This is a genomic window from Roseibium sp. QJM3NY_11 (assembly GCF_056173175.1).
Genome location: NZ_CM149660.1, coordinates 2946642 through 2968819 on the forward strand (window position 1 = coordinate 2946642; position 22178 = coordinate 2968819).

General features: G+C 60.3%; 16 protein-coding genes and 4 tRNA genes. 15 read left to right on the forward strand and 5 right to left on the reverse strand.

Annotated elements, in window-relative coordinates:
- Positions 1–34 precede the first annotated feature (34 nt).
- Positions 35–1288 (reverse strand): tyrosine--tRNA ligase, encoded by a 1254-nt coding sequence (tyrS, locus tag AC0VX3_RS13655; RefSeq protein WP_475520997.1) that lies wholly within the window; start codon positions 1286–1288, stop codon positions 35–37.
- A gap of 124 nt (positions 1289–1412) precedes the next feature.
- Positions 1413–1631, reverse strand: coding sequence for a hypothetical protein (locus AC0VX3_RS13660; protein ID WP_475520998.1), 219 nt, complete (start codon positions 1629–1631; stop codon positions 1413–1415).
- Positions 1632–1800: 169 nt separating this feature from the next.
- Between AC0VX3_RS13660 and AC0VX3_RS13665 the strand changes: the two genes are divergently transcribed.
- Positions 1801–2073, forward strand: coding sequence for a tyrosyl-tRNA synthetase (locus AC0VX3_RS13665; protein WP_475520999.1), 273 nt, complete (start codon positions 1801–1803; stop codon positions 2071–2073).
- A gap of 110 nt (positions 2074–2183) precedes the next feature.
- Positions 2184–3224 (forward strand): DmpA family aminopeptidase, encoded by a 1041-nt coding sequence (locus tag AC0VX3_RS13670; protein WP_475521000.1) that lies wholly within the window; start codon positions 2184–2186, stop codon positions 3222–3224.
- 73 nt (positions 3225–3297) lie between these two features.
- Here the strand turns inward: AC0VX3_RS13670 and glnA are convergent, their stop codons facing one another.
- Both glnA and AC0VX3_RS13680 read right to left on the reverse strand, forming a co-directional pair.
- Positions 3298–4707, reverse strand: coding sequence for a type I glutamate--ammonia ligase (gene glnA, locus AC0VX3_RS13675; protein WP_342895843.1), 1410 nt, complete (start codon positions 4705–4707; stop codon positions 3298–3300).
- A 128-nt stretch (positions 4708–4835) separates the two neighbouring features.
- Positions 4836–5174 (reverse strand): P-II family nitrogen regulator, encoded by a 339-nt coding sequence (locus AC0VX3_RS13680; protein ID WP_094074571.1) that lies wholly within the window; start codon positions 5172–5174, stop codon positions 4836–4838.
- 575 nt (positions 5175–5749) lie between these two features.
- On the opposite strand from AC0VX3_RS13680, the gene AC0VX3_RS13685 reads away from it, so the two are divergent.
- The 4 genes from AC0VX3_RS13685 (at position 5750) to AC0VX3_RS13700 (ending at position 10435) form a co-directional block, all read left to right on the forward strand.
- On the forward strand, positions 5750–6778 hold the full coding sequence (locus tag AC0VX3_RS13685) for an HWE histidine kinase domain-containing protein (RefSeq protein WP_475521001.1): 1029 nt from the start codon (positions 5750–5752) through the stop codon (positions 6776–6778).
- A 221-nt stretch (positions 6779–6999) separates the two neighbouring features.
- A complete protein-coding gene (locus tag AC0VX3_RS13690) occupies positions 7000–8625 on the forward strand; it encodes a CHASE domain-containing protein (RefSeq protein WP_475521002.1) in 1626 nt (541 codons plus the stop codon).
- A 107-nt stretch (positions 8626–8732) separates the two neighbouring features.
- Positions 8733–10268 (forward strand): NAD(P)H-hydrate dehydratase, encoded by a 1536-nt coding sequence (locus AC0VX3_RS13695; protein ID WP_475521003.1) that lies wholly within the window; start codon positions 8733–8735, stop codon positions 10266–10268.
- 82 nt (positions 10269–10350) lie between these two features.
- Positions 10351–10435 (forward strand) — tRNA-Leu (locus AC0VX3_RS13700).
- A gap of 154 nt (positions 10436–10589) precedes the next feature.
- Here the strand turns inward: AC0VX3_RS13700 and AC0VX3_RS13705 are convergent.
- Positions 10590–13088 (reverse strand): glycoside hydrolase 64/thaumatin family protein, encoded by a 2499-nt coding sequence (locus AC0VX3_RS13705; protein ID WP_475521004.1) that lies wholly within the window; start codon positions 13086–13088, stop codon positions 10590–10592.
- Positions 13089–13327: 239 nt separating this feature from the next.
- Here AC0VX3_RS13705 and tig point away from each other — a divergent pair, with 239 nt between their 5' ends.
- From tig to AC0VX3_RS13750, 9 genes are all read left to right on the forward strand, one after another.
- Positions 13328–14677, forward strand: a complete 1350-nt coding sequence (gene tig, locus AC0VX3_RS13710; RefSeq protein ID WP_475521005.1) for a trigger factor — start codon at positions 13328–13330, stop codon at positions 14675–14677.
- Between the two features lie 204 nt (positions 14678–14881).
- Positions 14882–15517, forward strand: a complete 636-nt coding sequence (locus AC0VX3_RS13715) for an ATP-dependent Clp protease proteolytic subunit (RefSeq protein ID WP_348146850.1) — start codon at positions 14882–14884, stop codon at positions 15515–15517.
- 236 nt (positions 15518–15753) lie between these two features.
- Positions 15754–17019: an ATP-dependent Clp protease ATP-binding subunit ClpX gene (gene clpX / locus AC0VX3_RS13720; protein ID WP_342895850.1), complete on the forward strand. Its 1266-nt coding sequence runs from the start codon at positions 15754–15756 to the stop codon at positions 17017–17019.
- Between the two features lie 338 nt (positions 17020–17357).
- On the forward strand, positions 17358–19802 hold the full coding sequence (gene lon / locus AC0VX3_RS13725; protein WP_475521006.1) for an endopeptidase La: 2445 nt from the start codon (positions 17358–17360) through the stop codon (positions 19800–19802).
- Positions 19803–19989: 187 nt separating this feature from the next.
- Entirely contained in the window at positions 19990–20265 is a 276-nt protein-coding gene (locus AC0VX3_RS13730) for an HU family DNA-binding protein (protein WP_342895859.1), read from the forward strand.
- Positions 20266–20430: 165 nt separating this feature from the next.
- Positions 20431–21087 (forward strand): hypothetical protein, encoded by a 657-nt coding sequence (locus tag AC0VX3_RS13735; protein WP_348146857.1) that lies wholly within the window; start codon positions 20431–20433, stop codon positions 21085–21087.
- Between the two features lie 145 nt (positions 21088–21232).
- Positions 21233–21308, forward strand: a tRNA-Val gene (locus AC0VX3_RS13740).
- 365 nt (positions 21309–21673) lie between these two features.
- Positions 21674–21750 (forward strand) — tRNA-Asp (locus AC0VX3_RS13745).
- 57 nt (positions 21751–21807) lie between these two features.
- Positions 21808–21884 (forward strand) — tRNA-Asp (locus tag AC0VX3_RS13750).
- Positions 21885–22178 lie beyond the last annotated feature (294 nt).

Sequence of the window (22178 nt, forward strand, 5' to 3'; positions counted from 1 at the left end):
CACTGTTCCAAGACAGAGCGGCGTTTCCGGACTGTCACACGGGTTTCAGCAAGACGTGTTTCTTCTTGCCGAGCGAGAGCTTGATGATCCCGTCTGCGGTCATGTCGTCTGCTGTCAGCTGCCGCTTGTCGTTCTGTTCGCTCTTGTCATTGATCCTGACGGCGCCGCCCTTGATGTTGCGGCGGACGTCGCCGTTGGAAGCACACAGGCCGGCGGTGACGAATGCCGAAAGAACGCCGATGCCGGCCTCGAGATCCTGTCTGGGGATTTCGATGGTGGGCAGGCCCGCTGCGGAGGCGCCTTCCTCGAAGGCCTTGCGGGCCGTTTCCGCCGCAGCTTCGGCCTTTTCGCGGCCATGGATCAGAGCGGTCGCTTCCGTGGCGAGAACCTTCTTCGCCTCGTTGACCTCGGACCCTTCCAGAGCGGCCAGACGGACGATTTCATCCAGGGGCAGGATCGTGAAGAGTTTCAGGAAGCGCTCGACGTCGGCGTCTTCCGTGTTGCGCCAGTATTGCCAGTAGTCATAGGCGGACAGCTGCTCCTCGTTGAGCCAGACGGCGCCCGAGGCGGTCTTGCCCATTTTCGCGCCGGAAGAGGTTGTCAGCAGCGGCGAGGTGAGGGCGAAGGCTTCGGTTTCCTCGATGCGGCGCACGAGGTCCGTGCCGGACAGGATGTTGCCCCACTGGTCGGAGCCACCCATCTGAAGACGGCAGCCGGTGCGCCGGTAAATCTCCAGAAAGTCGTAACCCTGGAGCAACATGTAGTTGAATTCCAGGAACGACAGATGCTGCTCGCGCTCGAGGCGCAGGCGGACGGAATCCCGTTGGATCATCTGGTTGACCGAGAAATGCCGGCCGATCTCGCGCAGGAAATCGACATAGTTCAGCTTCAGCAGCCAGTCCGCATTGTCCAGCATGATGGCGTCGGTCGGGCCGTCGCCGAAAGTGAGCAGTTTCTCGAAAACCTTGCGGATACCGGCCTTGTTGTCCTCGATCGCCGCGTCGGTCAGCATCTTGCGCGATTCGTCCTTGCCGGACGGGTCGCCGACCCGGGTCGTGCCGCCGCCCATCAGCGTGATCGGCCGGTGTCCGGTCTGCTGGAACCAGTGCAGCATCATGATCGGAACAAGAGAGCCTGCATGCAGGCTCGGCGCCGTGCAGTCGAAACCGATATAGGCGGTGACGGTTTCCTTCGCGCAAAGCGCATCCAGACCCTTGGGGTCGGAAATCTGATGAACGAAACCGCGTTCCGAAAGAACGTTTAGAAAGTCCGACTTGAACGCGCTCATGCCTGCCTGTCCGTGAAATTAGCCGTGTGCACCCTCCGGTGCCCGTTCCGACGTGCTCTAGCGCGTGCGGCATAACTTGTAAATTGCACGTCCCGGAAAAACGGGACGGACAGGCTGTATCCGCTCAGTTTGCGCCTGATCCGGCATCGCGCGCCTTGACGCAGATGAATTTCAGCTCGCTTTGTTCCCAGGCCAGCCGCATGCCGTCCGAAAGCGTGCGCGGGACGGCTTCGGCCAGTGCCGCCTCGCAATCGACTTCACCTTGAAACGTCCCCTGGTCCGTCACGGCCCAGACATTGGGGCCGGACAGAAGCTGAATGGAAACGGCCATGATCACCCACATGCAAAACTCTCCGATAAAACTGAAAACGTGGTCTGTGTCTGCTCTTCCTATCATGTTTCCGCGAAAGTGATCCGACGTGATTGTGGTCACATCGGGGAGCGCGTCCTTGGCGTAGGGTCATTTCATCAGCGGCGAGGAGCCCGCTGCGAGCCACAGGAAAGGACAAGACATGTTTCGCAAGTTTGCCATCGCCGCCGTCACTGTCGCCACCGTTGCAACAACTGCCGTCACCATAACGCCGAATGAAGCCCATGCCGGCAACCGCCGTGCCGGCGCGGTTGCCGCAGGTGCCATTTTCGGCCTCGCAGCCGGAGCCATCATCGCCGGCCAGGCGCGCCCGCGCTACCGTGCACCGGTCCGTTGCACGATGCGTCCGGTGACCCGCTGGGATCCCTACTACGGCCGTCACGTCGTCGTCGCGCATCGGCGGGTCTGCTACTGAGCCAACCACAAATCGGAACGGGAATGGCCTCCTTCGGGAGGCTTTTTCGTTTGTGCCGCGGTCATTCCAGCCTATCAAGTCGGGTCAACGATTTTCAAACCCGGTGCCTCATGTCTGAACTGAAACTTTCTCCTTCCAGGTCGTTCGGCCTCGTTTGCGGTTCCCTTGAAACCGGCAGGTCCAATTCCATCACGGATATCGAAGGACTTTCGATCGGTCATCTGACGGTGAACGCGGGCGATCTCAGAACCGGTTTTACCGCCATCGTGCCCCATCAGGGCAACATCTTCCGCGAGAAGCTTGTGGCGGCTGTCGAGGTGATCAACGGGTTCGGCAAAAGTGCAGGGCTCGTCCAGGTCGAGGAACTCGGTACACTGGAAACACCTGTTCTGTTGACCAATACGTTCGCAGTGGGCACCGGGGTCAATGCACTGATCCGCCGGGCAATTTCCGAAAATCCCGAAATCGGCCGCTCGACCGGCACGGTCAATCCGGTGGTGCTGGAATGCAATGACGGCTACCTGAGCGACATCCAGGCAATGGCCCTCTGCGAGGCGGAAGCCGACGCCGCGCTCAGCGCCGCGTCGAGCGTTTGCGCACAGGGCAGCGTCGGCGCCGGCACCGGCATGAGCGCGTTCGGTTTCAAGGGTGGCATCGGCACGGCATCCCGTGTCCTTGAACTGGACGGTGGCCCGTTCACGCTCGGAGCTCTGGTGTTGGCCAATTTCGGCAAGCCCGGCGATCTTGTTCTGCCGGACGGGCGCAGGCCGCATCCCAAGGACAAACATCCGGAGGAAGAACGCGGTTCGGTGATCGTCGTGCTGGCAACGGACGTTCCGCTGGAAAGCCGGCAACTGAAGCGGGTCGCGAAGCGGGCAGGGGCCGGTCTTGCCCGGCTCGGCGCCTATTACGGCAATGGCAGCGGCGATATTGCCCTGGCGTTTTCGACAGCGCAGCGAATTTCACATTTTGAAGAGCGCGATTTCATCGTGCGCGATTGTCTGCGGGAGGGCCGGATCGATCTTCTGTTCCAGGCAGCGGCCGAAACGACACAGGAGGCGGTTCTGAACGCGATGATCTCGTCGCCGGCCATGCGGGGCCGGGGACGGAGCAAACGGCCGTCGCTGGCGGACTGGCTGCGAGCGAGCTAGATCGCCCGCAGCCATGTCAATAAAAAAGCCCCGGCCGTCAGGCCGGGGCTTTCTTTTCCGAAAAGCGCGAGGCTTAGACGGAGTAGTACATGTCGAATTCGACCGGATGCGGGGTCATGTCGTAACGGTCGACTTCTTCCATCTTCAGTTCGATGTAGGCGTCGATCTGGTCGTCGTCGAAGACGCCACCGGCTTTCAGGAATTCACGATCCGCATCGACGGCTTCCAGGGCTTCACGAAGCGAGCCGCAGACGGTCGGAATCTCGGAGAGCTCTTCCGGCGGAAGGTCGTAGAGGTTCTTGTCCATGGCGTCGCCCGGATGGATCTTGTTCTTGATCCCGTCAAGGCCGGCCATCAGCAGCGCGGAGAAGCACAGATACGGGTTCGCGGTCGGATCCGGGAAGCGGACTTCAACACGCTTGGCTTTCGGCGACGCCGTGAAGGGAATACGGCAGGACGCGGAGCGGTTGCGCGAGGAGTAGGCCAGAAGAACCGGCGCCTCGTAGCCCGGGACCAGACGCTTGTAGGAGTTGGTCGACGGGTTGGTGAAGGCATTCAGGGCCTTGGCATGCTTCAGAATTCCGCCGATGAAGTACAGGCAGGATTCGGACAGGTCGGCATACTGGTTGCCGGCGAAGCTCGGCTCGCCGTTGTTCCAGATGGACAGGTGGCAGTGCATGCCGGTGCCGTTGTCGCCGAAGACCGGCTTGGGCATGAAGGTCGAGGTCTTGCCATAGGCATGAGCGACCTGATGCACGACGTACTTGTAGACCTGCATGTTGTCGGCACACCGGGTCAGGTGGTCAAATTTCATGCCGAGTTCGTGCTGGGCAGCCGCCACTTCGTGGTGGTGCTTTTCGGTCGGAACGCCCATTTCGCCCATGACGGACAGCATTTCGGAACGGATGTCCTGCGCGCTGTCGACCGGCGGGACCGGGAAGTAACCGCCCTTTGTGCGCGGACGGTGGCCGAGGTTGCCGGTCTCGTATTCGGAGCCCATGTTGGACGGCAGTTCGGAGCTGTCCAGGATGAAGCCGGTGTTGTACGGGTCCGCGTTGAAACGGACATCGTCGAACATGAAGAACTCGGCTTCCGGACCGACGAAGATCGTGTCGCCGAAGCCGCCGGACTTGACGTAGGCTTCTGCCTTTTTCGCGGTCATGCGCGGATCGCGGTTGTAGCCTTCACCGGTGACCGGATCGACGATGTCGCAGAAGATCGCCATGGTGGACTGGGCGAAGAACGGGTCCATGTGAGCGGATTCCGGATCCAGGATCAGCATCATGTCGGACTCGTTGATGGCCTTCCAGCCGGCGATTGACGAGCCATCGAAGGCCACGCCTTCAGCAAACATGTCTTCGTCGACAAGAGCGACGTCCATGGTGACGTGCTGCATCTTGCCTTTCGGGTCGGTAAAGCGCAGATCGACGAATTTCACGTCTTTTTCCTGGATCTCCTTCAGGACCTCAGCGGCAGTGGTCATAGTATCCATCCCTTTGATTTTTCGTGTGAACGGTTGGGTTTGGTTCCGGTCAGGCAGACTTGTCCCAAGATTTGGCTCTCGGACGCCGGACCGGAATCTGGAATACCGGCGGGTGCCGGAATGGTGGGTCAGATAGCGTCGATGCCGGACTCGCCCGTCCGGATTCGAACCGCTTCCTCAATGTTGGAAACGAAGATCTTGCCGTCGCCGATGCGGCCGGTCTGGGCGGCGGAGCGGATGGCTTCCACGGCCTTTTCGACCATGTCGTCGCCCAGGACGATTTCGACCTTCACCTTCGGTAGAAAGTCGACGACGTATTCGGCGCCCCGGTAAAGCTCCGTATGTCCCTTCTGTCGGCCGAAGCCCTTGGCTTCCGTCACCGTGATGCCCTGGAGGCCAACCTCTTGCAGGGCTTCCTTGACCTCATCCAGTTTGAAGGGTTTGATGATCGCCTCGATCTTTTTCATCACCTTGTGTCTCTCTCCACTAAACAGGCCAGGTAGTCGGCAGGACCTTTTCCGGACATGCGGATCAATTCAATCCGCCGGGCCCGGACGGGACCGTTGCACCCACTAAAGCACGATGTGTGCCAATCGGAGGGCACCTCCTTGAAAAATCTGCGGATCCGGGATTTCCGCCACTAAAAGCGGCAAACGCGCCCCATGACGTCAGCAGAGGCTCGGGTGAAGGCGTATCAGAAGACCAATAAATATGCAAAGCGCCTAATTAATGTGCTAATTTGAAAATGATCCGGTCGTCCGGCTGAGGGGGAAGTGCGCGCCAGGCACAAGGCCCGTGCCGGAAAAAGGTCGCTCCGGACGCCTGGCCGGGTCGCTTCGTCAGGGGGACAGACCCGGAACCTTTCCGGGGACTGTCCGTTGACAGCCCGGCTTGGAAACCCGATGTTCAAAACAAGCTCCGGCGGGGTTGACGGACCGGCCTCTTGCGCATTTGCCAAAGGCCAGAAAAATATCTCGCATCGGATGCAGGGAGGCCTATCGATTTTCCCCTATCCGGATGTATCGATTGTGTGGGGATCAAAGTGCGCAGGCTAACTTGGCACAACGCCAGCCAGTCTGATCATCAGCTTCGCGAATATCTCATTCTCGCCCTGCTGCGCTCGCGCGCCTGCGTGACGTTGCAGGATGATCAGCTGAACTACCTCTATATCGCAAATCTTCCTTCGATCTGGAGGGTCGCCAACGGCGAAACACCGGCGGACGAGACCGTGTTCGGCACATCGCTCGGCGCGCGGCTGACCGATGTCAAGAAAAGATCCCTGGCGAGCGGAAAGCCGGTCAAGCTCGAGGCGACCGCAGGGGAGAACCGGGTGTTCGAGATGCATGTCGAAACCGTACCGGCGCTGGACAAGAGTCTGCAGGTCCTGACGACCATCGTCGACATCACGGAGACGCGCCGGCGGGAGCAGATCCTCAAGGACCTCCTGCTGGAAGTCAGTCACCGGTCCAAGAACCTTCTGGCTGTGATACAGGGGCTCGCGACGCAATCCGCCAGGTATTCCACGTCGACCGAAGACTTTCTGTCGGAATTCCGGGGGCGTATATTCTCTCTGTCAAATGCGCAGGATCTCGTTACGGAGGCCGACTGGTTCGGTGTCCGGGTCCGGGAACTGGCACAGGCGCAGAGCGCGCTTCCTCACGCCGGCGGCAAGACCGAAGTCGCGTTTTCGGGAGGCAACGAGATGCTGACGCCGAATGCGGCCCTTTACATGGGGCTCGGATTTCATGAGCTGCTGTTGCGGTCAAGGCGCCGGAATCCCTTGTCCGGAGCCCAGAAGATCCACTTGTCCTGCCGGACCCGCCGTGGCGACGATGGCGACGAACTGGTGGTCACCTGGCTCGCGGATGGCGAACACTCCGCTTTTGCCGGGCAGGTGAACCATGAGGAAAAGCGCGCCGAGTTTTCCAGCCTGCTGCTTGAGCAGATTGTGCCCCAGTCCCTGAGCGGTCATGCGGAATTCGCCGCGACGGCATCCGGAGAGGAATACAGACTGGTGTTTCCGAGCGCCGACTATAACGTCAGGCAGCGCTCCTTCGAGACGCTGGACTGACGTGTGCGGTTCAAGCCTGTCCTTCCGGCGAGCCGGCACCTGACCAATCTTGACCCGGACTGTTCAAGGTGCCTTTGGGGAATGTGTCACCGGATCGCCATGAAAAGTCTTCAGGAGTTTATAAACGCCTGTTCTGCTTGCTGGAAACGTGATTTCTGTTGTCAGCAAACGGGGAACTCTCTACCCCTGCGATGTTCGCCATTCTGATAGGACCTGCGGGTATGAAGAAGCACATCCCACTTCTCGTGTTTGTGGCAAGCGCTGCGATTGGACTGGCCCTTACCTACGTCATTCTGGAGTCCGAGCGGACCTCGCAGCGGCAGGCATTCGAAATCCTTGCCGACGATGCGGTGGACCGTATCCGGGACCGGACCGAGCAGAATTTTTCGCTCATTGTCGCGACACATTCGTTTCTCGGTGCCGACGGCGCGGAAATCACCCGGAGCAAGTTTCAGAGCTTTGCCCTCGGCCTGTTCCTGAAGGGGAAATTGTCGGGTATGCAGGGGATCGGGTTCGCCCGGCTGATAAAGTCCGGCAACGAAGACGAGGCGGTTCGCGAACTGCACCGGAACTACGATCTCGAGCGTCCGGTCTGGCCCCGGGAGGGGCAGGACCACCGGACGCCGATCGTTCTGCTGGAACCCCTCGACGTTCGCAACAAGGCCGCTCTGGGCTATGACATGTTCAGCGACGCGGTTCGCCGCACGGCCATGCTCACGTCCGCCGACACTCTCAACGTGAGTGCGTCCGCACCGGTCATGCTGGTCCAGGAGATCACCGAGGAAAAGCAAACCGGTTTTCTGGCTTATTTGCCGCTGAGCGCGGCCGGCGCTCGATCGGGCGAAACCTTCAACGGAGAGGATTTCATCGACGGTTTCGTCTACGCGCCGTTCCGGGCCGGAGATTTGCACTCGGCCGCACTGACATTGCCGACGCCCGTTCCGGTCCTGGTGCGCACCGTGGATGTCACGGACACCGCGCCGGAGCTGCTGTTTGAATCGGAGGCGTTTTCCGACAAGGCCGGGGACGCGGCCTATCTGGCGACCAGGCAGATCGATGTCGGCGGCCGGGCGTGGGAAATCTCCGTTATCGACGCCGCGCCGCGGCAGAACGGTTTCGCCTACTGGCGCACTTTCATGCTCGGCGCCGTCTCGCTGCTCTTTTCCGCGGCACTGGCTGTCTCCGTCCGCTCAAGGCTGAAGGCCAGGGAAGCGAACCGGCGGTTGAAGGAGATGTCGGAGAAAACGATCCAGGAGAAGGATCTGATGCTTCAGGAAATGAAGCACCGGATCAAGAATTCGATTGCGCGCATCCTGGCCATTGCCCGCCAGACCGCAGGGGCATCACAGGATCTGGAGGCGTTCAGCGAATCCTTCGGGGCCCGTCTGCAAGCAATGGCCAACGCACAGGACCTGCTGACACGCTCACATTGGGCGAAAGCCGATCTCAGGGCGTTGCTGCTGCAGGAACTCCAGCAGGTCTTCGGCGACGGCGCCGGCAACGTCAGGCTGGAGGGTCCGGCCGTGCAGCTCGATGAAACCGGGACGCATGCGCTGGGGCTCGTGTTTCATGAATTGGCGACCAATGCGATGAAATATTCGGAAGTCTTCAATGATGGCGGCTGCTTCGAGGTCACCTGGAGAACCGAGGTCGGTCCGGATGGTGCGCGGCTGGAACTGGACTGGCGGGAGGAAACAGGCAGGGAAGTCGCCGCGCCGCAGACTTTCGGCTTCGGAAGCCGTCTCATCGAGGCTCTGATCGGTGGTGAAATGAGTGGCAGGTTCGACAGGCAGTTCAACGCCAGTGGCGTGGCCGTCAGCATTTCGGTTCCGCTGAAACGGGCCTGACGACAGATCCGGCCAATTGGAAGATCCGGCCACACGGACTGTTCTTCGTTCCGGGCGAGGCGTGCCAAGATGGTGAAGCCAATGATTGCAAAGGGAGATTTGCGCATATGACCCCAAACTTTCGTCGCCACGCCGCAGCTCTCCTGTCCCCGGTGGAAATGGCGTCGGCGGACCGGCGGACCATTGAGGGGGGCATCTCCGGAATTGACCTGATGGAAAACGCAGGCCAGGCGGTCGCGTGGGCCGCTGCCGGGCTGGTGTCTCCCGGCGCCCGCATTCTGGTGCTGTGCGGCCCGGGCAACAACGGCGGCGACGGCTTCATCGCCGCGCGATGCCTGAAGGCATCCGGTTACGACATCGACCTGCGGCTGCTCACGTCACCGGACAACCTGAAGGGCGATGCGCGGGAGGCCTTCCGGCGCATGGGCCTGCCGCACGCTCGCCTGCTGGTGAACGACCGGATTGCGGAGGATCTTGCTGCGGCGGTGAACCGGGCGGACCTGATCGTGGACGCCCTGTTCGGTGCCGGTCTCGACAGGCCGCCGGAGGGGCCGCTCGCGGACATCGTTGCCGCCGTCAATGCGTCCGGCAGGCCTGTTGTTGCCGTCGACCTGCCGTCGGGAGTGAACGGGGCGGACGGCTCGGCTGCGGGGCAGGCGATCAAGGCGACGACGAGCGTCACCTTCTTCCGCGAGAAGCCCGGTCACCTGCTTTATCCGGGCAGGGCGCTTGGCGGCGCGATCGTCGTGGCCGATATCGGCATCAAGGCCGAGGTCCTTGTGAAGATTGCCCCGGCAACCTTCGTCAACGTGCCGGAACTTTGGCTGGACGCGTGGCCGCAAGCCGACCCGTGCGGGCACAAGTATTCCAGGGGACATGCGCTTGTGTTCGGCGGGCCTGTTTCGGCCACCGGTGCCGCGCGCCTGTCCGCCGGCGCCGCGCTGAGGGCCGGCGCCGGGCTGGTGACGCTGGCCTCGCCGCCGGGCGCGCTGATGGTCAATGCTAGCCACCTGACAGCGGTGATGCTGAAAAAGGTCGCCGACGTGGACGCCATTTCGGGGATGCTGGATGACCGGCGGTTCAACGCGGTGCTGATCGGGCCGGGTTACGGTGTCGGGGAGGCGGCCCGTACTGCCGTCGCCACCCTGCTGGGAGCCGGGCGGGCGGTGGTGCTGGATGCGGACGCGTTGACCAGCTTTTCCGAAGATCCTGCGGCGCTGTTCGCCCTGGTGGCGAACGGTTCGGGATCGACGGTTCTGACGCCACATGAGGGCGAATTCGCCCGTCTGTTTCCCGATCTTTCCGGCGGCAAGCTCGCGCGTGCCCGCGCGGCCGCCGAAAGGTCCGGGGCAATCGTTGTTCTCAAGGGCGCCGATACGGTCATTGCAGCTCCGGACGGGCGCGCCGCGATCAACCGCAATGCCCCGCCCTGGCTGGCGACTGCCGGATCGGGCGACGTGCTTGCCGGCATCGTGGCCGGCCTTCTGGCCCAGAGCGTCCCCGCATTCGAGGCTGCCTGCCAGGCGGTCTGGCTGCATGGCGAGGCCGGCCGGCACGCCGGGCCGGGCCTGACGGCGGAGGATCTAGCCCCCGCATTGAAACCCGCGATCCAGGCGCTTGTGGAGAGATCCGGACCGGCCTGAGGGAGGGCTGGTTTTTCCTTTGACGGAAAAAACAGCGATGCTATTAAGGCCCCGCTTCAATCACGGGCGCGTGCCTGGTGATGCGGATGTGGTGAAATTGGTAGACACGCCAGATTTAGGTTCTGGTGCCGCAAGGCGTGGGGGTTCAAGTCCCTCCATCCGCACCATTTTTATTGGCGCTACCGCCCTTCGGGCTGCTTGAGCGCGGTTCTGGATCGCTCCTCTCACCTGCGCCATGCATTCTGCGCTATCGGCACGACAGGTCCAGGTGTCCTCTGCCGTGCCGAAGAAATCCGGAATTCCGAAAAAATCCAGCCAACGCTAGCCGCGCTCGGATTCAAAGCCGTGTGTCCACGGTGCCCACCAGGGCAGCAAGGTGAGCTCCAATACCGTGGCGACGGCGGGCTTGTCTGGTTGCAAATCCGGCAGTGTGACGGTGATGTCGGAACTGTAGCCGCCATTGTCGTCATAGGCGAAGGCATAGCCCTTGCCGTCGACTGTTGGAGGCGGGTACGCGCTGGCGGGGTTGCCGATGTGGAAGAAGGCGGCGTAGGCGTTCCACCCGCCGACAGGCGCGTTGGCGGTATCGACCGGATAGAAGGTGGAGAAGGTCAGGATACTCGTGTTGATGCCCTGCGGAAGCGCTTGCGGAGAGTAGATGACAATTGAATCCGGCTGACTGGCCTCGGCCTGATAGACGTAGGTTGGATTGCTCAGGCCGATTGAGCTTATGGTCATGCCGGTGGTCGGCTTCTGGGCAGAAACCGCACCGGTCAATCCGCTGGAAAATTTGCTACTAGGTCCCAGGTCGCCGGTCGCAAACGTGTATGTTTTTGTCTGGTCATACGGGGTGAACAGGCGCAGCGTCGCGTAATGCGCTTCCTCTGTCTTCTGCCCGCTGTCGAAGGTGAAGCTGACTTGCGGAGGGTTCGAACCGCTCAGATCAACCGCACTTTCCCAGTCGAACTGGATCGTATTGACCTGACCATCCCCGCCGAAGCCGAAGTTTGCGCTGTCGACCTTGTTTGCCGCAGAGGTAACGGCCGCCAGGGTGAAGGACGAGGTGACGTTGCTCCGGTCAGCCTTGAAGGTCTGAATTTCAACGTATTCGGCCTTGGTCTTGTCGTAGAAGTGGATTGTTCCTGAGAGGCTGTTCCAGATAGTGGCCTGCCCGGGACCAGGCTGCAAGATTGCCGGATCGTAGGAAATCTGCGCGCCGGCCAAAGTTCCCTGCAGCGGAATGGTCGTCTTGGACCGTGTCTTCGCCAGGTCAACGAAAATAAGGTCGTAGTTGGTGTTCGAGCCGGTGCGCGGATGCAGGTTCTCGGGATGATTTGTGTTGCCGGTGTCCGGGGCAACGCCACGGTTGAGCATTGTCGCAAGCTGGTTCTCGAGATTTCCAAGCATGACCGGGTCGAAATTTGCCGGCATCTCTGCCTTGGTCTGATAGTAGGCGTTCTGAGAACTGTTGTCGGCGAAACAGCCACTTGCGCCGAAAACCATGCGGCCGGCCGAAGTGATCGGCAGGTTGTATTCGGCGGATGCCTTTGGAAAACCGCCGAACCAGAAGGGCGCCCTGGAAGCAGAGGTCAGGGCCGTATTGAAGGTGTTGCTGTCGTTGTCACTGAAATACGGATAGTAAATCTGATAGACCGCCTTGCCGCCGGAGCCGACCGGGCTCAAGGTGGAATCACTGCGCAGGTATTCGTAGCCCGTACCGGTGAACTGGAAGACCGTGTAGGTCGTCCTGGTGCCCGTGTTGTCTTCCATTTCGAAGTCTGTGATCACTGTTCCGGCGAAAATCTCGAAGCCATTGTTTCCGTTGCCGGTCAGGTAGAGCGTTTGTCCACCCCCGCCGGTGCTGGAACAATAGCGATTGAACAGTCTGTAGAGCGCCTCGTCGAATGCGGCACGCAGGCCGGCGGTCGACTGGTCCCCGGAAGCGGCGTCGATGACATGCTGCGGTGCGAGCAGACGCTGCACGGCCGGCGCAGCGGCGGGCGCGACGCCTTGATAGGCCGTGAACGGTGAAGTCGAGCCTGAGCAATAATTCTTGAAAGCGCCGATGATGCCGCCATCGACCGCGCTTGTCGAACCTTCGTAGCCTTCGCGAGTCAGATTCTGCACGATACCGGTGCCGTTTGCGAAATCAGGCACCGCCGGGTCGACCTGCAGGTAGATCGGCATGCCGAACTGGTCGACCTGCGTCGTGTCAAGATTGAGTTGGTTGGTCGTGCTGTCGACAGTGAACTCGATGAAATCGAAGTCAAACCCGGCATCCGGACTGATGCCGCCGGGCGCGCCGGATGAATATGGCACCGCGTCGGCCTCGGCCGCGAAGTAGAGCCGGCCGCCGGTGAATTCGATCGGGGAGCCGTCGAAGACCTGCACGTAAAACCCAAGGCTGTCTTCAATCTGGTTGATCAGGTCCGACAGCGGGATGGAAGCCACGGTGCCGCTGGTCGGGGTATCGGTTGTTGCCAGATAGACCGTTTTGTTATTGGAGTTCTTGTGCTTGATGAACTTATAGGCCTGGGTCTGGCTCACCAGGGAAAGAAAGAGCTTTGAGTTTTCCAGGCCCCCGCCAGACTTTGCCGTATTGTTGGTGATCGAAACTGCGAAATAGTTGGCCGTCGGAAGGGAGGGGGTGGGGTCATTGCTCATGTTGCTGGCGCTCCTTGAGGGCATCACTGGCTGGTGTGGACACCGGCCTGCGCTGCCGATGTTGTTTCGCAACTTGATCCTGTAATTTCTATCAGGGGTTCTCTTTTTGGTCGCAAGATAATAAATTTCTCTTAATAAGGGTAATTCCGATTCCATCCGGCCGATTCCGGGGTTGGATCTGTCCGCGAGCGCGGCACAATCGGGGGCTCTCCCCTTGACACTTTCCACCCCAGCCTTTATCGCGCTCCCATCGTGCGTCCCGGACTCCGTTCGGGGCGAGGCATCGCCGTTTGGACGCTTCCGGAAAAAGGGAGGCGCGGGCAATGCGGCACACGGAATCAAATAACGAAACCTCCGGGGCGGACTGCCGCTCGGGATCGAGGACGACAAAACCCATGCAGGTAACCGAAACCCTCTCCGAAGGCCTCAAGCGCGAGCTGAAAATCGACATTCCGGCTGGCGATCTCGCCACCAAGCTCGACGACTACATGGCCGACATGAAATCCAAGGCCAACATCAAGGGCTTCCGTCCGGGCAAGGTTCCGCTCGGCCATCTGAAAAAGATGTATGGCCGTCAGGCCATGGCCGAAATCCTGTCGAATACCATCCAGGAAACCACCCAGAAGGCCGTCGAGGAGCGCTCCGAGCGCCCGGCTCTGACCCCGGAGATCGATCTGCCGGAAGATGATGCCGAGAAGATCCTGGCCGGCGACGCCGACCTGTCCTTCAAGATGACCTACGATGTTCTGCCCGAGTTCGAGATTGTCGATTTCTCCGGAATCGAAATCGAGCGTCCGGTCGTCGAGATCGCCGAAGAGGAAGTCAGCGACCAGGTTGCCGAGATCGCCAAGAACAACACACCGTTCGACGCCAAGAAGGGCGCCGCCAAGGATGGTGACCGCGTGACCATGTCCTATCTGGGCAAGATCGACGGCGAGCCGTTCGAAGGCGGGGCAGACGAGAACGGCCAGCTCGTTCTGGGATCCGGCCAGTTCATTCCGGGCTTCGAAGAGCAGCTCATCGGCGTCAAGGCCGGCGACGAGAAAGTTGTCGAAGTGGCCTTCCCCGAGGACTATCCGGCAGAACATCTTGCCGGCAAGTCCGCCGCCTTCGACGTGACCGTCAAGGAAGTTGCCGCGCCGGGCGAAGCCAAGATCGACGACGAGTTCGCCAAGGGCCTCGGCCTTGAGTCGCTCGACAAGCTGAAGGAAATCGTTCGTGGCCAGATCGAGGGCCAGTTCGGTCAGATGACCCGCCAGCGGGTCAAGCGCCAGCTTCTGGACAAGCTCGACGAGCATTATTCCTTCGAACTGCCGTCCAAGCTGCTCGAGTCCGAATTCGACATCGTCTGGAAACAGGTCGAAGAGGACATGAAGCGCAACGAAAAGACCTTCGAGGACGAAGACACCACGGAAGAAGAGGCGAAGGCGGAATACCGCAAGATCGCCGAGCGCCGTGTCCGTCTCGGTCTCGTGCTTTCCGAAATCGGCGAGAAGAACAACATCCAGGTGACCGACGAGGAAATTCAGCGGGCGCTGTATGACCGCGTCCGCCAGTTCCCGGGCCAGGAACAGCAGGTGTTCGAATTCTACAAGAACAACCAGCAGGCCCTGGCGAGCCTGCGCGCGCCGATCTACGAGGAAAAAGTCATCGACTTCATGCTGGAACTCGCCAAGGTGACCGACAAGACGGTGACCAAGGAAGAGCTGGAGAAGCTCGTGGCCGAGGACGAGGACGACGCGTAAGCGACTTTGTCCCTGTAATCCCCAGATGCGGCGCCGGATTTAACCTTGCTTTCACGCCGCACCTGTCATGACTTTGCGTTGAGGGCGACATCCCATATATACGGGGTGTCGCTTTTTTCGAGTCAGGCCCTGAAACGATGCGCTTCTCGGTCTGTGTCCTGCCCGCGATTCATCCGGGCATTCTCTCAAGCATATGGATGAGGCATGAAGGATCCTGTCGATATCTACATGAACACGCTCGTACCGATGGTTGTCGAACAGACAAACCGTGGCGAGCGGGCGTTCGATATCTTCTCGCGCCTGCTGAAGGAGCGCATCATCTTCCTGACCGGTCCGGTCGAAGATCACATGGCCACCCTTGTCAGCGCCCAGCTTCTTTACCTGGAAGCGGAGAACCCGAGCAAGGAAATCGCCATCTACATCAATTCCCCGGGTGGACTCGTGACATCCGGGCTTGCGATCTATGATACGATGCAGTTCATCCGTCCCGCCGTGTCGACGCTGTGCATCGGCCAGGCGGCGTCCATGGGCTCGCTGCTGCTGGCGGCGGGCGAAAAGGACATGCGTTTCATTCTGCCGAATGCACGCGTGATGGTGCACCAGCCGTCCGGCGGTTTCCGTGGCCAGGCAGCCGACATCATGCTGCATGCACAGGAAATCCTGGCCATGAAGCGCCGGCTGAATGACATCTACGTGAAGCATACCGGCCAGAGCCTGGACCAGGTGGAAACCGCGCTGGAACGCGACAATTTCATGACTGCCGACAGGGCGAAGGAATTCGGCATTGTCGACAAGGTAATCACCGACCGGCTGACGCTTGGCGGTGACAGCGAGAGCTGACCGGAATTACCCGGTCTTAAGCATGGATGTGAAAATTCACGATTAAGACCGGAAATTCCCCAGGAGATGCCGGGTTTTCATCTTTGCCTTAAACCTATATTGATTTTTAATGGCGAAGCATGATGACATCATATTGTGAAGCGATATCTGGAGTCGCTTCAGAACCGGTTCCGCCATCGTTTGGCCGCGACCGGACAGATAAGGGGAAACACTCCCCATAACGCGAGGTTGAATACATGACCAAGGCCAGCGGCAGCGATTCAAAGAATACGCTCTACTGTTCCTTCTGCGGCAAGAGCCAGCATGAAGTGCGCAAGCTGATCGCCGGCCCGACTGTTTTCATCTGCGATGAATGTGTCGAGCTGTGCATGGATATCATCCGTGAGGAGAACAAGTCCTCGCTGGTGAAGTCGCGGGACGGAATTCCGACCCCTCAGGAAATTCGCGACGTTCTGGACGATTACGTGATCGGGCAGGGCAGTGCCAAGAAGGTGCTCTCCGTCGCGGTCCACAATCACTACAAGCGCCTCAATCACGCATCGAAGAGCAACGATGTGGAACTGGCAAAGTCGAACATCCTGCTGGTCGGACCGACCGGTTGCGGCAAGACGCTTCTGGCGCAGACCCTTGCCCGCATCCTGGACGTTCCCTTCACGATGGCCGACGCGACCACGCTGACCGAAGCCGGCTACGTGGGCGAAGATGTCGAGAACATCATCCTGAAGCTGCTGCAGTCCGCCGACTACAATGTCGAACGTGCCCAACGCGGCATCGTCTACATCGATGAAGTCGACAAGATCAGCCGCAAGGCGGACAATCCGTCGATCACCCGGGACGTGTCCGGTGAAGGTGTGCAGCAGGCGCTCCTGAAGATCATGGAAGGCACGGTGGCTTCCGTTCCGCCGCAGGGCGGCCGCAAGCATCCGCAGCAGGAATTCCTGCAGGTGGACACCACCAACATCCTGTTCATCTGCGGCGGCGCGTTCGCCGGACTGGACAAGATCATTTCCGATCGCGGCACCCAGACGTCCATCGGGTTCCAGGCGCAGGTTCACGCCCCGGAAGACCGGCGGATCGGTGAGCTGTTTTCCGTTCTGGAACCGGAAGACCTGCTGAAGTTCGGTCTCATTCCGGAGTTCGTCGGCCGGTTGCCGGTGATCGCGACGCTGGAAGATCTCGACGAGGATGCCCTGGTGACCATCCTGACGGAGCCGAAAAACGCGCTCGTCAAGCAGTACCAGCGGCTGTTCGAGATGGAGCAGGTGGAACTGTCCTTCCACGAGGAAGCCCTCAAGGCGATTGCCCGCAGGGCGATCGAGCGCAAGACCGGCGCGCGCGGACTGCGTTCCATTCTGGAATCGATTCTGCTCGACACCATGTACGAACTCCCCGGCCTGAAGGGCGTGAAGGAAGTCGTAATTTCTCCCGAAGTGGTGAAAGGCGAAGCCCGGCCGCTCTATATCTACGAGGATCGGGAAGAGACGTCCGCCACAAGTGCCTGATGCGCAGGGCGGGATGACCTGAACTGAACAAAGACCAAGTGCCGCTTCTCCGGGAGCGGCATTTTGCTTTTGAGGTGTTCGCGCTGTTCGAAACACGTTTTCCACCGGAGGCGCTGTTCGTCAACAGACAAGACCTGGCGTCGTAACCCGATTGCCTTGACACCGGCAGGTCAGGTGTCCACCTAATAGGTCAACGGACGGCTTGCGCGGATCGTCAGTGCGCCCGATCGGGGTGCTGCGGTCAGGCCACCGGGACATGTCAGTCCAGGAGCCGTATTCAAGTGTTTTGGTTGCCTTTTTATCGAGTGGGGCCGAAACACGCCGAGAAAGGAAAAAAAATGAGCGACGCAGAAACTCGCGCCACAGATCACGACAGCACGTCTCAGGACGGCACGGCTGTCTATCCAGTCTTGCCCCTGCGTGACATTGTTGTCTTCCCGCACATGATTGTGCCGCTGTTTGTCGGCCGCGAGAAGTCGATCAAGGCGCTCGAAGAAGTCATGACCACGGACAAGCACATTCTTCTGGCGACCCAGATGAATGCGGCGGATGACGACCCGAATCCGGACCAGATCTACAATGTCGGCACCCTGGCAACCGTGCTGCAGCTCCTGAAGCTGCCGGACAACACGGTCAAGGTGCTGGTTGAAGGCGGTGCGCGTGCCGAGATCGGCGAATATTCCGACCGGACCGATTATTTCGAGGCCTCCGCGACCGTGCTGCCGGAGCGTGAGGGCGAGGACATCGAGGTCGAAGCGCTGGCGCGGTCCGTCGTCTCCGAATTCGAGAACTACGTGAAGCTGAACAAGAAGGTTTCACCGGAAGTGCTCGGCGCGGTCAACCAGATCGACGATTATTCCAAGCTGGCCGACACCATCGCCTCGCATCTGGCGATCAAGATCCCGGAAAAGCAGGAGATTCTCGGCGTCGTCTCCGTCGCGGAACGGCTCGAGCGTGTGCTTGGCATGATGGAGAGCGAAATCTCCGTCCTGCAGGTGGAAAAACGCATCCGGTCCCGCGTCAAGCGCCAGATGGAGAAGACCCAGCGCGAGTACTATCTGAATGAGCAGATGAAGGCCATTCAGAAGGAACTGGGCGACAGTGAGGACGGCCGGGACGAGGTGGCCGAACTCGAAGAGAAGATCAAGAAGACCAAGCTGACCAAGGAAGCGCGCGAGCGCGCCGCCGCGGAAATCAAGAAGCTCAAGCAGATGAGCCCGATGTCCGCGGAAGCGACCGTCGTGCGCAACTACCTGGACTGGCTGATCGGTATTCCGTGGAGCAAGAAGTCCAAGGTCAAACACGACCTCAGCTTTGCCGAAAAGGTGCTCGACACGGATCACTACGGTCTGGATAAGGTCAAGGAGCGGATCGTCGAATATCTCGCGGTGCAGAGCCGGGCCAACAAGCTGCGCGGACCTATCCTGTGCCTCGTCGGTCCTCCCGGTGTCGGCAAGACCTCGCTCGGCAAGTCGATCGCCAAGGCGACCGGCCGTGAATTTGTCCGCATGTCGCTCGGCGGCGTGCGCGATGAAGCCGAAATCCGCGGTCACCGGCGCACCTACATCGGCTCGATGCCCGGCAAGGTCATCCAGTCGATGAAGAAGGCGAAGAAGTCCAACCCGCTCTTCCTGCTCGATGAAATCGACAAGATGGGAATGGACTTCCGCGGCGACCCGTCCTCGGCGCTTCTGGAAGTGCTCGATCCGGAACAGAACTCGTCGTTCATGGATCACTATCTGGAGGTCGAGTACGATCTTTCGGACGTGATGTTCGTGACCACGGCGAACACGCTGAACATTCCGGGTCCGCTGATGGACCGCATGGAGATCATCCGGATCGCCGGCTACACGGAGCAGGAGAAGGTGGAAATCTGCCGCCGGCACCTGATCCTGAAGGCGGAAAAGGATCATGGCCTTCGCGAAGGCGAGTTCTCCATCGATGATGACGCGTTGCAGTTCGTGGTTCGCCGCTACACCCGCGAAGCCGGTGTGCGTAACCTCGAACGCGAAATGGCAACCCTGGCCCGTAAGGCGGTCAAGGATATCCTGATGAACGACAAGAAAAGCGTCAGGGTCACGATGGAGGTTGTCGAGGAATATCTCGGCGTGCCGCGCTATCGTTACGGCGAGGTGGAACTCGAGGATCAGGTCGGTGTCGTCACCGGTCTTGCCTGGACGGAAGTCGGTGGTGAACTGCTCACCATCGAGGGCGTGATGATGCCGGGCAAGGGCAAGATGACCGTGACCGGCAACCTGAAGGATGTGATGAAGGAATCGATTTCGGCGGCGGCCTCCTATGTCCGCTCCCGGGCGATCGACTACGGCATTGAACCGCCGACCTTCGACAAGAAGGATATCCACGTTCACGTGCCGGAAGGGGCGACGCCGAAGGACGGTCCGTCCGCCGGTATCGCCATGGCAACGGCGGTGATCTCGACCCTGACCAGCATTCCGGTTCGCCGGGACGTGGCCATGACCGGCGAGATCACCCTGCGGGGCCGGATCCTGCCGATCGGCGGTCTGAAGGAGAAACTTCTGGCTGCGCTGCGTGGCGGCATCAAGCTGGTGATGATCCCGGAAGACAACGCCAAGGACTTGGCGGAGATCCCGGATTCGGTCAAGAACTCGCTTGAGATCATCCCGGTCTCGAGCATGGAGGAGGTGCTGAAAAACGCGCTTGTCCGTTTGCCCGAGCCGATCGAATGGGATGAAACCGCCGCGGAAGCGGCAACCAAAGCGAGTGGAAAAGAAGACGACACGTCGGGTGTTCTGGCCCACTAAAAGCCTTGCTGCATCGCAAAAACAGGAAAGCCCCGGCAAAACCGGGGCTTTTCTTTTGAAAAACCGGTCGAAATGGCTGTTTTCTGCGAAAAAAAGCCTTGCGTTTCGAGTCAAATCACCCGAATTTCGCGCAACGGCGCTGACAGGAATCGTCGGCACTCTGCCGTTTCTTAGAAAGGTATCTGCTATGAATAAGAACGATCTGATCGCAGCTGTTGCAGAAAAGACCGGCCTCACCAAGGCGCAGGCAGGCGAAGCAGTTGACGCAACTTTTGAAGTTGTCACGCACACGCTGAAGAGCGGCGACGAAGTCCGCATCATCGGATTCGGCAACTTCACGGTTTCCGAGCGTGCAGCCACTGAAGGCCGCAACCCGCGGACTGGCGATACGATCCAGATCCCGGCTTCTAAGACGCCGAAGTTCAAGGCCGGCAAAGGCCTGAAGGACGCTGTGAACGCTTAAGGCGCTCATAGGCGATTTTCTTCGAAAGACCCCGCATCCGGTGCCGGATGCGGGGTCTTTCATTTTTCGGCGGTCAATTCCCCGTCCGGGGCTGCCATGGCGGCGGTTTCGCCGCTATGATGGGCGTCAGGGCGCCCTCCTGGCGCCGCGGAACGGGAACCGGGCATGTCGCTGCAAGCCATGATCAGCCGCCGCCAGAAGGCGCTATTTGAGGCCTGGGTCCGCGATCCTCTTGTCCAGGTCCAGGTCGAGCATCCCGAAAGGCTCGGCCGCCTGGTGTTTCTCGACGGATACGACGACACGATCACGCCCGAACGGGCCGGACGCCGCAGCCTGAAGAATGTCGCGATCGTGCGCAAACCCGGAAATCCGGACGAGAATGCCAGCGTTTGGGTGCGGGCAGGGTATTCCTCCTACCAGAAAGCCTGGCTCGGATTTGCCGAACAGGTCTACGGTATCAAGGCGACGGCCTCCGATCTCGCCGGTTACAACATCGACCACCTCCTCAACAAGGCACGCAGTCCGAACAAGGCGGGGTTCATCCGGGTCGAAGCCATCAACGATGCCGTCAATCAAGCCTGGGGCGGACTGTTCGAACGTGCGGCCAGCAACCCCGAGTTCAGCGCCAACCAGAAGCGTTTCCGGCGGACGATGTCCTGGATCATCGCCGCAAAGCTCATGGACCAGCCACCGCCCAGGGGGCCGGATGACCAGCAGGGTATCGCCCGCCTGGTGCAGTTCTTCAACCGGAACGGTCTTGCCGCAGACAATCCGCAGCGCGGTCTCACGGACATGCTGCAATTCGCCTACCGGTTTCGTTGACCGGTATCGCCCGGCGGAAGCCGGCAGGCCCTGCGGCCGGCCGAAATGTCCACAGGACGGGTCAGCCGTGTGATATTCAGCGGTCTTCGGTTTTTGCTCTTGCCAAGCGCCGGGGGACCCCCTAAAAGGCGTCTCACCTCAATGAGGGCGATTAGCTCAGTTGGTAGAGCGCTTCGTTTACACCGAAGATGTCGGGAGTTCGAGTCTCTCATCGCCCACCATTCTCCCTCCGCATTCCACACTCTGTGAACCTGCTTCTGCCGGCACATGCCGTCAGCCGGGTGGACGGCTTCTGACATTGCCGGTCATCGGGGCAGGTATCGAATCCACGTGGTTCGTTTTCGGGTCCGGCGTTTTTAGGTCCAGCGTTTCGGGCGCTTGCCTGGCAACCGGCGGGAGCGAGCGGTTGTCCGGCCGCGTTTGCGATAGTTATCCACATCGCAGGCGGCTTAGGGAAAAACCCGAAGGTCGGGTTTTCCGCAGCTTTCGTAAAAACGATACAATAGTGGGCGCAGAGTGCTTGACTTCGCCATCCAGCCGCCGTACATCAGCGCCACTTCGGAACGGACACTTGTTCGTTCCGCAAGCGGGTGTAGCTCAGTTGGTTAGAGTGCCGGCCTGTCACGCCGGAGGTCGCGGGTTCGAGTCCCGTCACTCGCGCCACTTCCCTTCAAGGGTACATTGTACCGTCGGGGGAAGGGCGCATGCTACCGTGAATGTGCGGGTGTAGCTCAGTTGGTTAGAGTGCCGGCCTGTCACGCCGGAGGTCGCGGGTTCGAGTCCCGTCACTCGCGCCACTCACGGTTTGCCTTGTTTCTCAAAAACTTCTGCGGACTTTTTAAAGCGCGACGTCAACAAACGTCACGCGCCGCCGGTTTGCGTTGCCTGCCGGTCCGTTCGGCCGGTCACCTGGCGGGTCCGGGAGTTCGCGCGGGCGGTCCACGGTCCCGCAGATGCAGAGGCTTCATTTTTCTTCTGTTTTGGGTTTCACACTTCGTAAATTCCGATTCTGTACGGGGGGTGGAAATCCGGCGCGGGTGCGGCATAATTCCATTGAGCCTGTGCAAAGTTTTTGCTTTGCCGCAAACGGG

Coding starts and splice junctions, on each gene's coding strand:
- tyrS (WP_475520997.1), bottom strand. CDS start 1,288: ATGAGCGCGTTCAAGTCGGACTTTCTAAACGTTCTTTCGGAACGCGGT.
- AC0VX3_RS13660 (WP_475520998.1), bottom strand. CDS start 1,631: ATGTGGGTGATCATGGCCGTTTCCATTCAGCTTCTGTCCGGCCCCAAT.
- AC0VX3_RS13665 (WP_475520999.1), top strand. CDS start 1,801: ATGTTTCGCAAGTTTGCCATCGCCGCCGTCACTGTCGCCACCGTTGCA.
- AC0VX3_RS13670 (WP_475521000.1), top strand. CDS start 2,184: ATGTCTGAACTGAAACTTTCTCCTTCCAGGTCGTTCGGCCTCGTTTGC.
- glnA (WP_342895843.1), bottom strand. CDS start 4,707: ATGACCACTGCCGCTGAGGTCCTGAAGGAGATCCAGGAAAAAGACGTG.
- AC0VX3_RS13680 (WP_094074571.1), bottom strand. CDS start 5,174: ATGAAAAAGATCGAGGCGATCATCAAACCCTTCAAACTGGATGAGGTC.
- AC0VX3_RS13690 (WP_475521002.1), top strand. CDS start 7,000: ATGAAGAAGCACATCCCACTTCTCGTGTTTGTGGCAAGCGCTGCGATT.
- AC0VX3_RS13695 (WP_475521003.1), top strand. CDS start 8,733: ATGACCCCAAACTTTCGTCGCCACGCCGCAGCTCTCCTGTCCCCGGTG.
- AC0VX3_RS13705 (WP_475521004.1), bottom strand. CDS start 13,088: ATGGAATCGGAATTACCCTTATTAAGAGAAATTTATTATCTTGCGACC.
- tig (WP_475521005.1), top strand. CDS start 13,328: ATGCAGGTAACCGAAACCCTCTCCGAAGGCCTCAAGCGCGAGCTGAAA.
- AC0VX3_RS13715 (WP_348146850.1), top strand. CDS start 14,882: ATGAAGGATCCTGTCGATATCTACATGAACACGCTCGTACCGATGGTT.
- clpX (WP_342895850.1), top strand. CDS start 15,754: ATGACCAAGGCCAGCGGCAGCGATTCAAAGAATACGCTCTACTGTTCC.
- lon (WP_475521006.1), top strand. CDS start 17,358: ATGAGCGACGCAGAAACTCGCGCCACAGATCACGACAGCACGTCTCAG.
- AC0VX3_RS13730 (WP_342895859.1), top strand. CDS start 19,990: ATGAATAAGAACGATCTGATCGCAGCTGTTGCAGAAAAGACCGGCCTC.
- AC0VX3_RS13735 (WP_348146857.1), top strand. CDS start 20,431: ATGTCGCTGCAAGCCATGATCAGCCGCCGCCAGAAGGCGCTATTTGAG.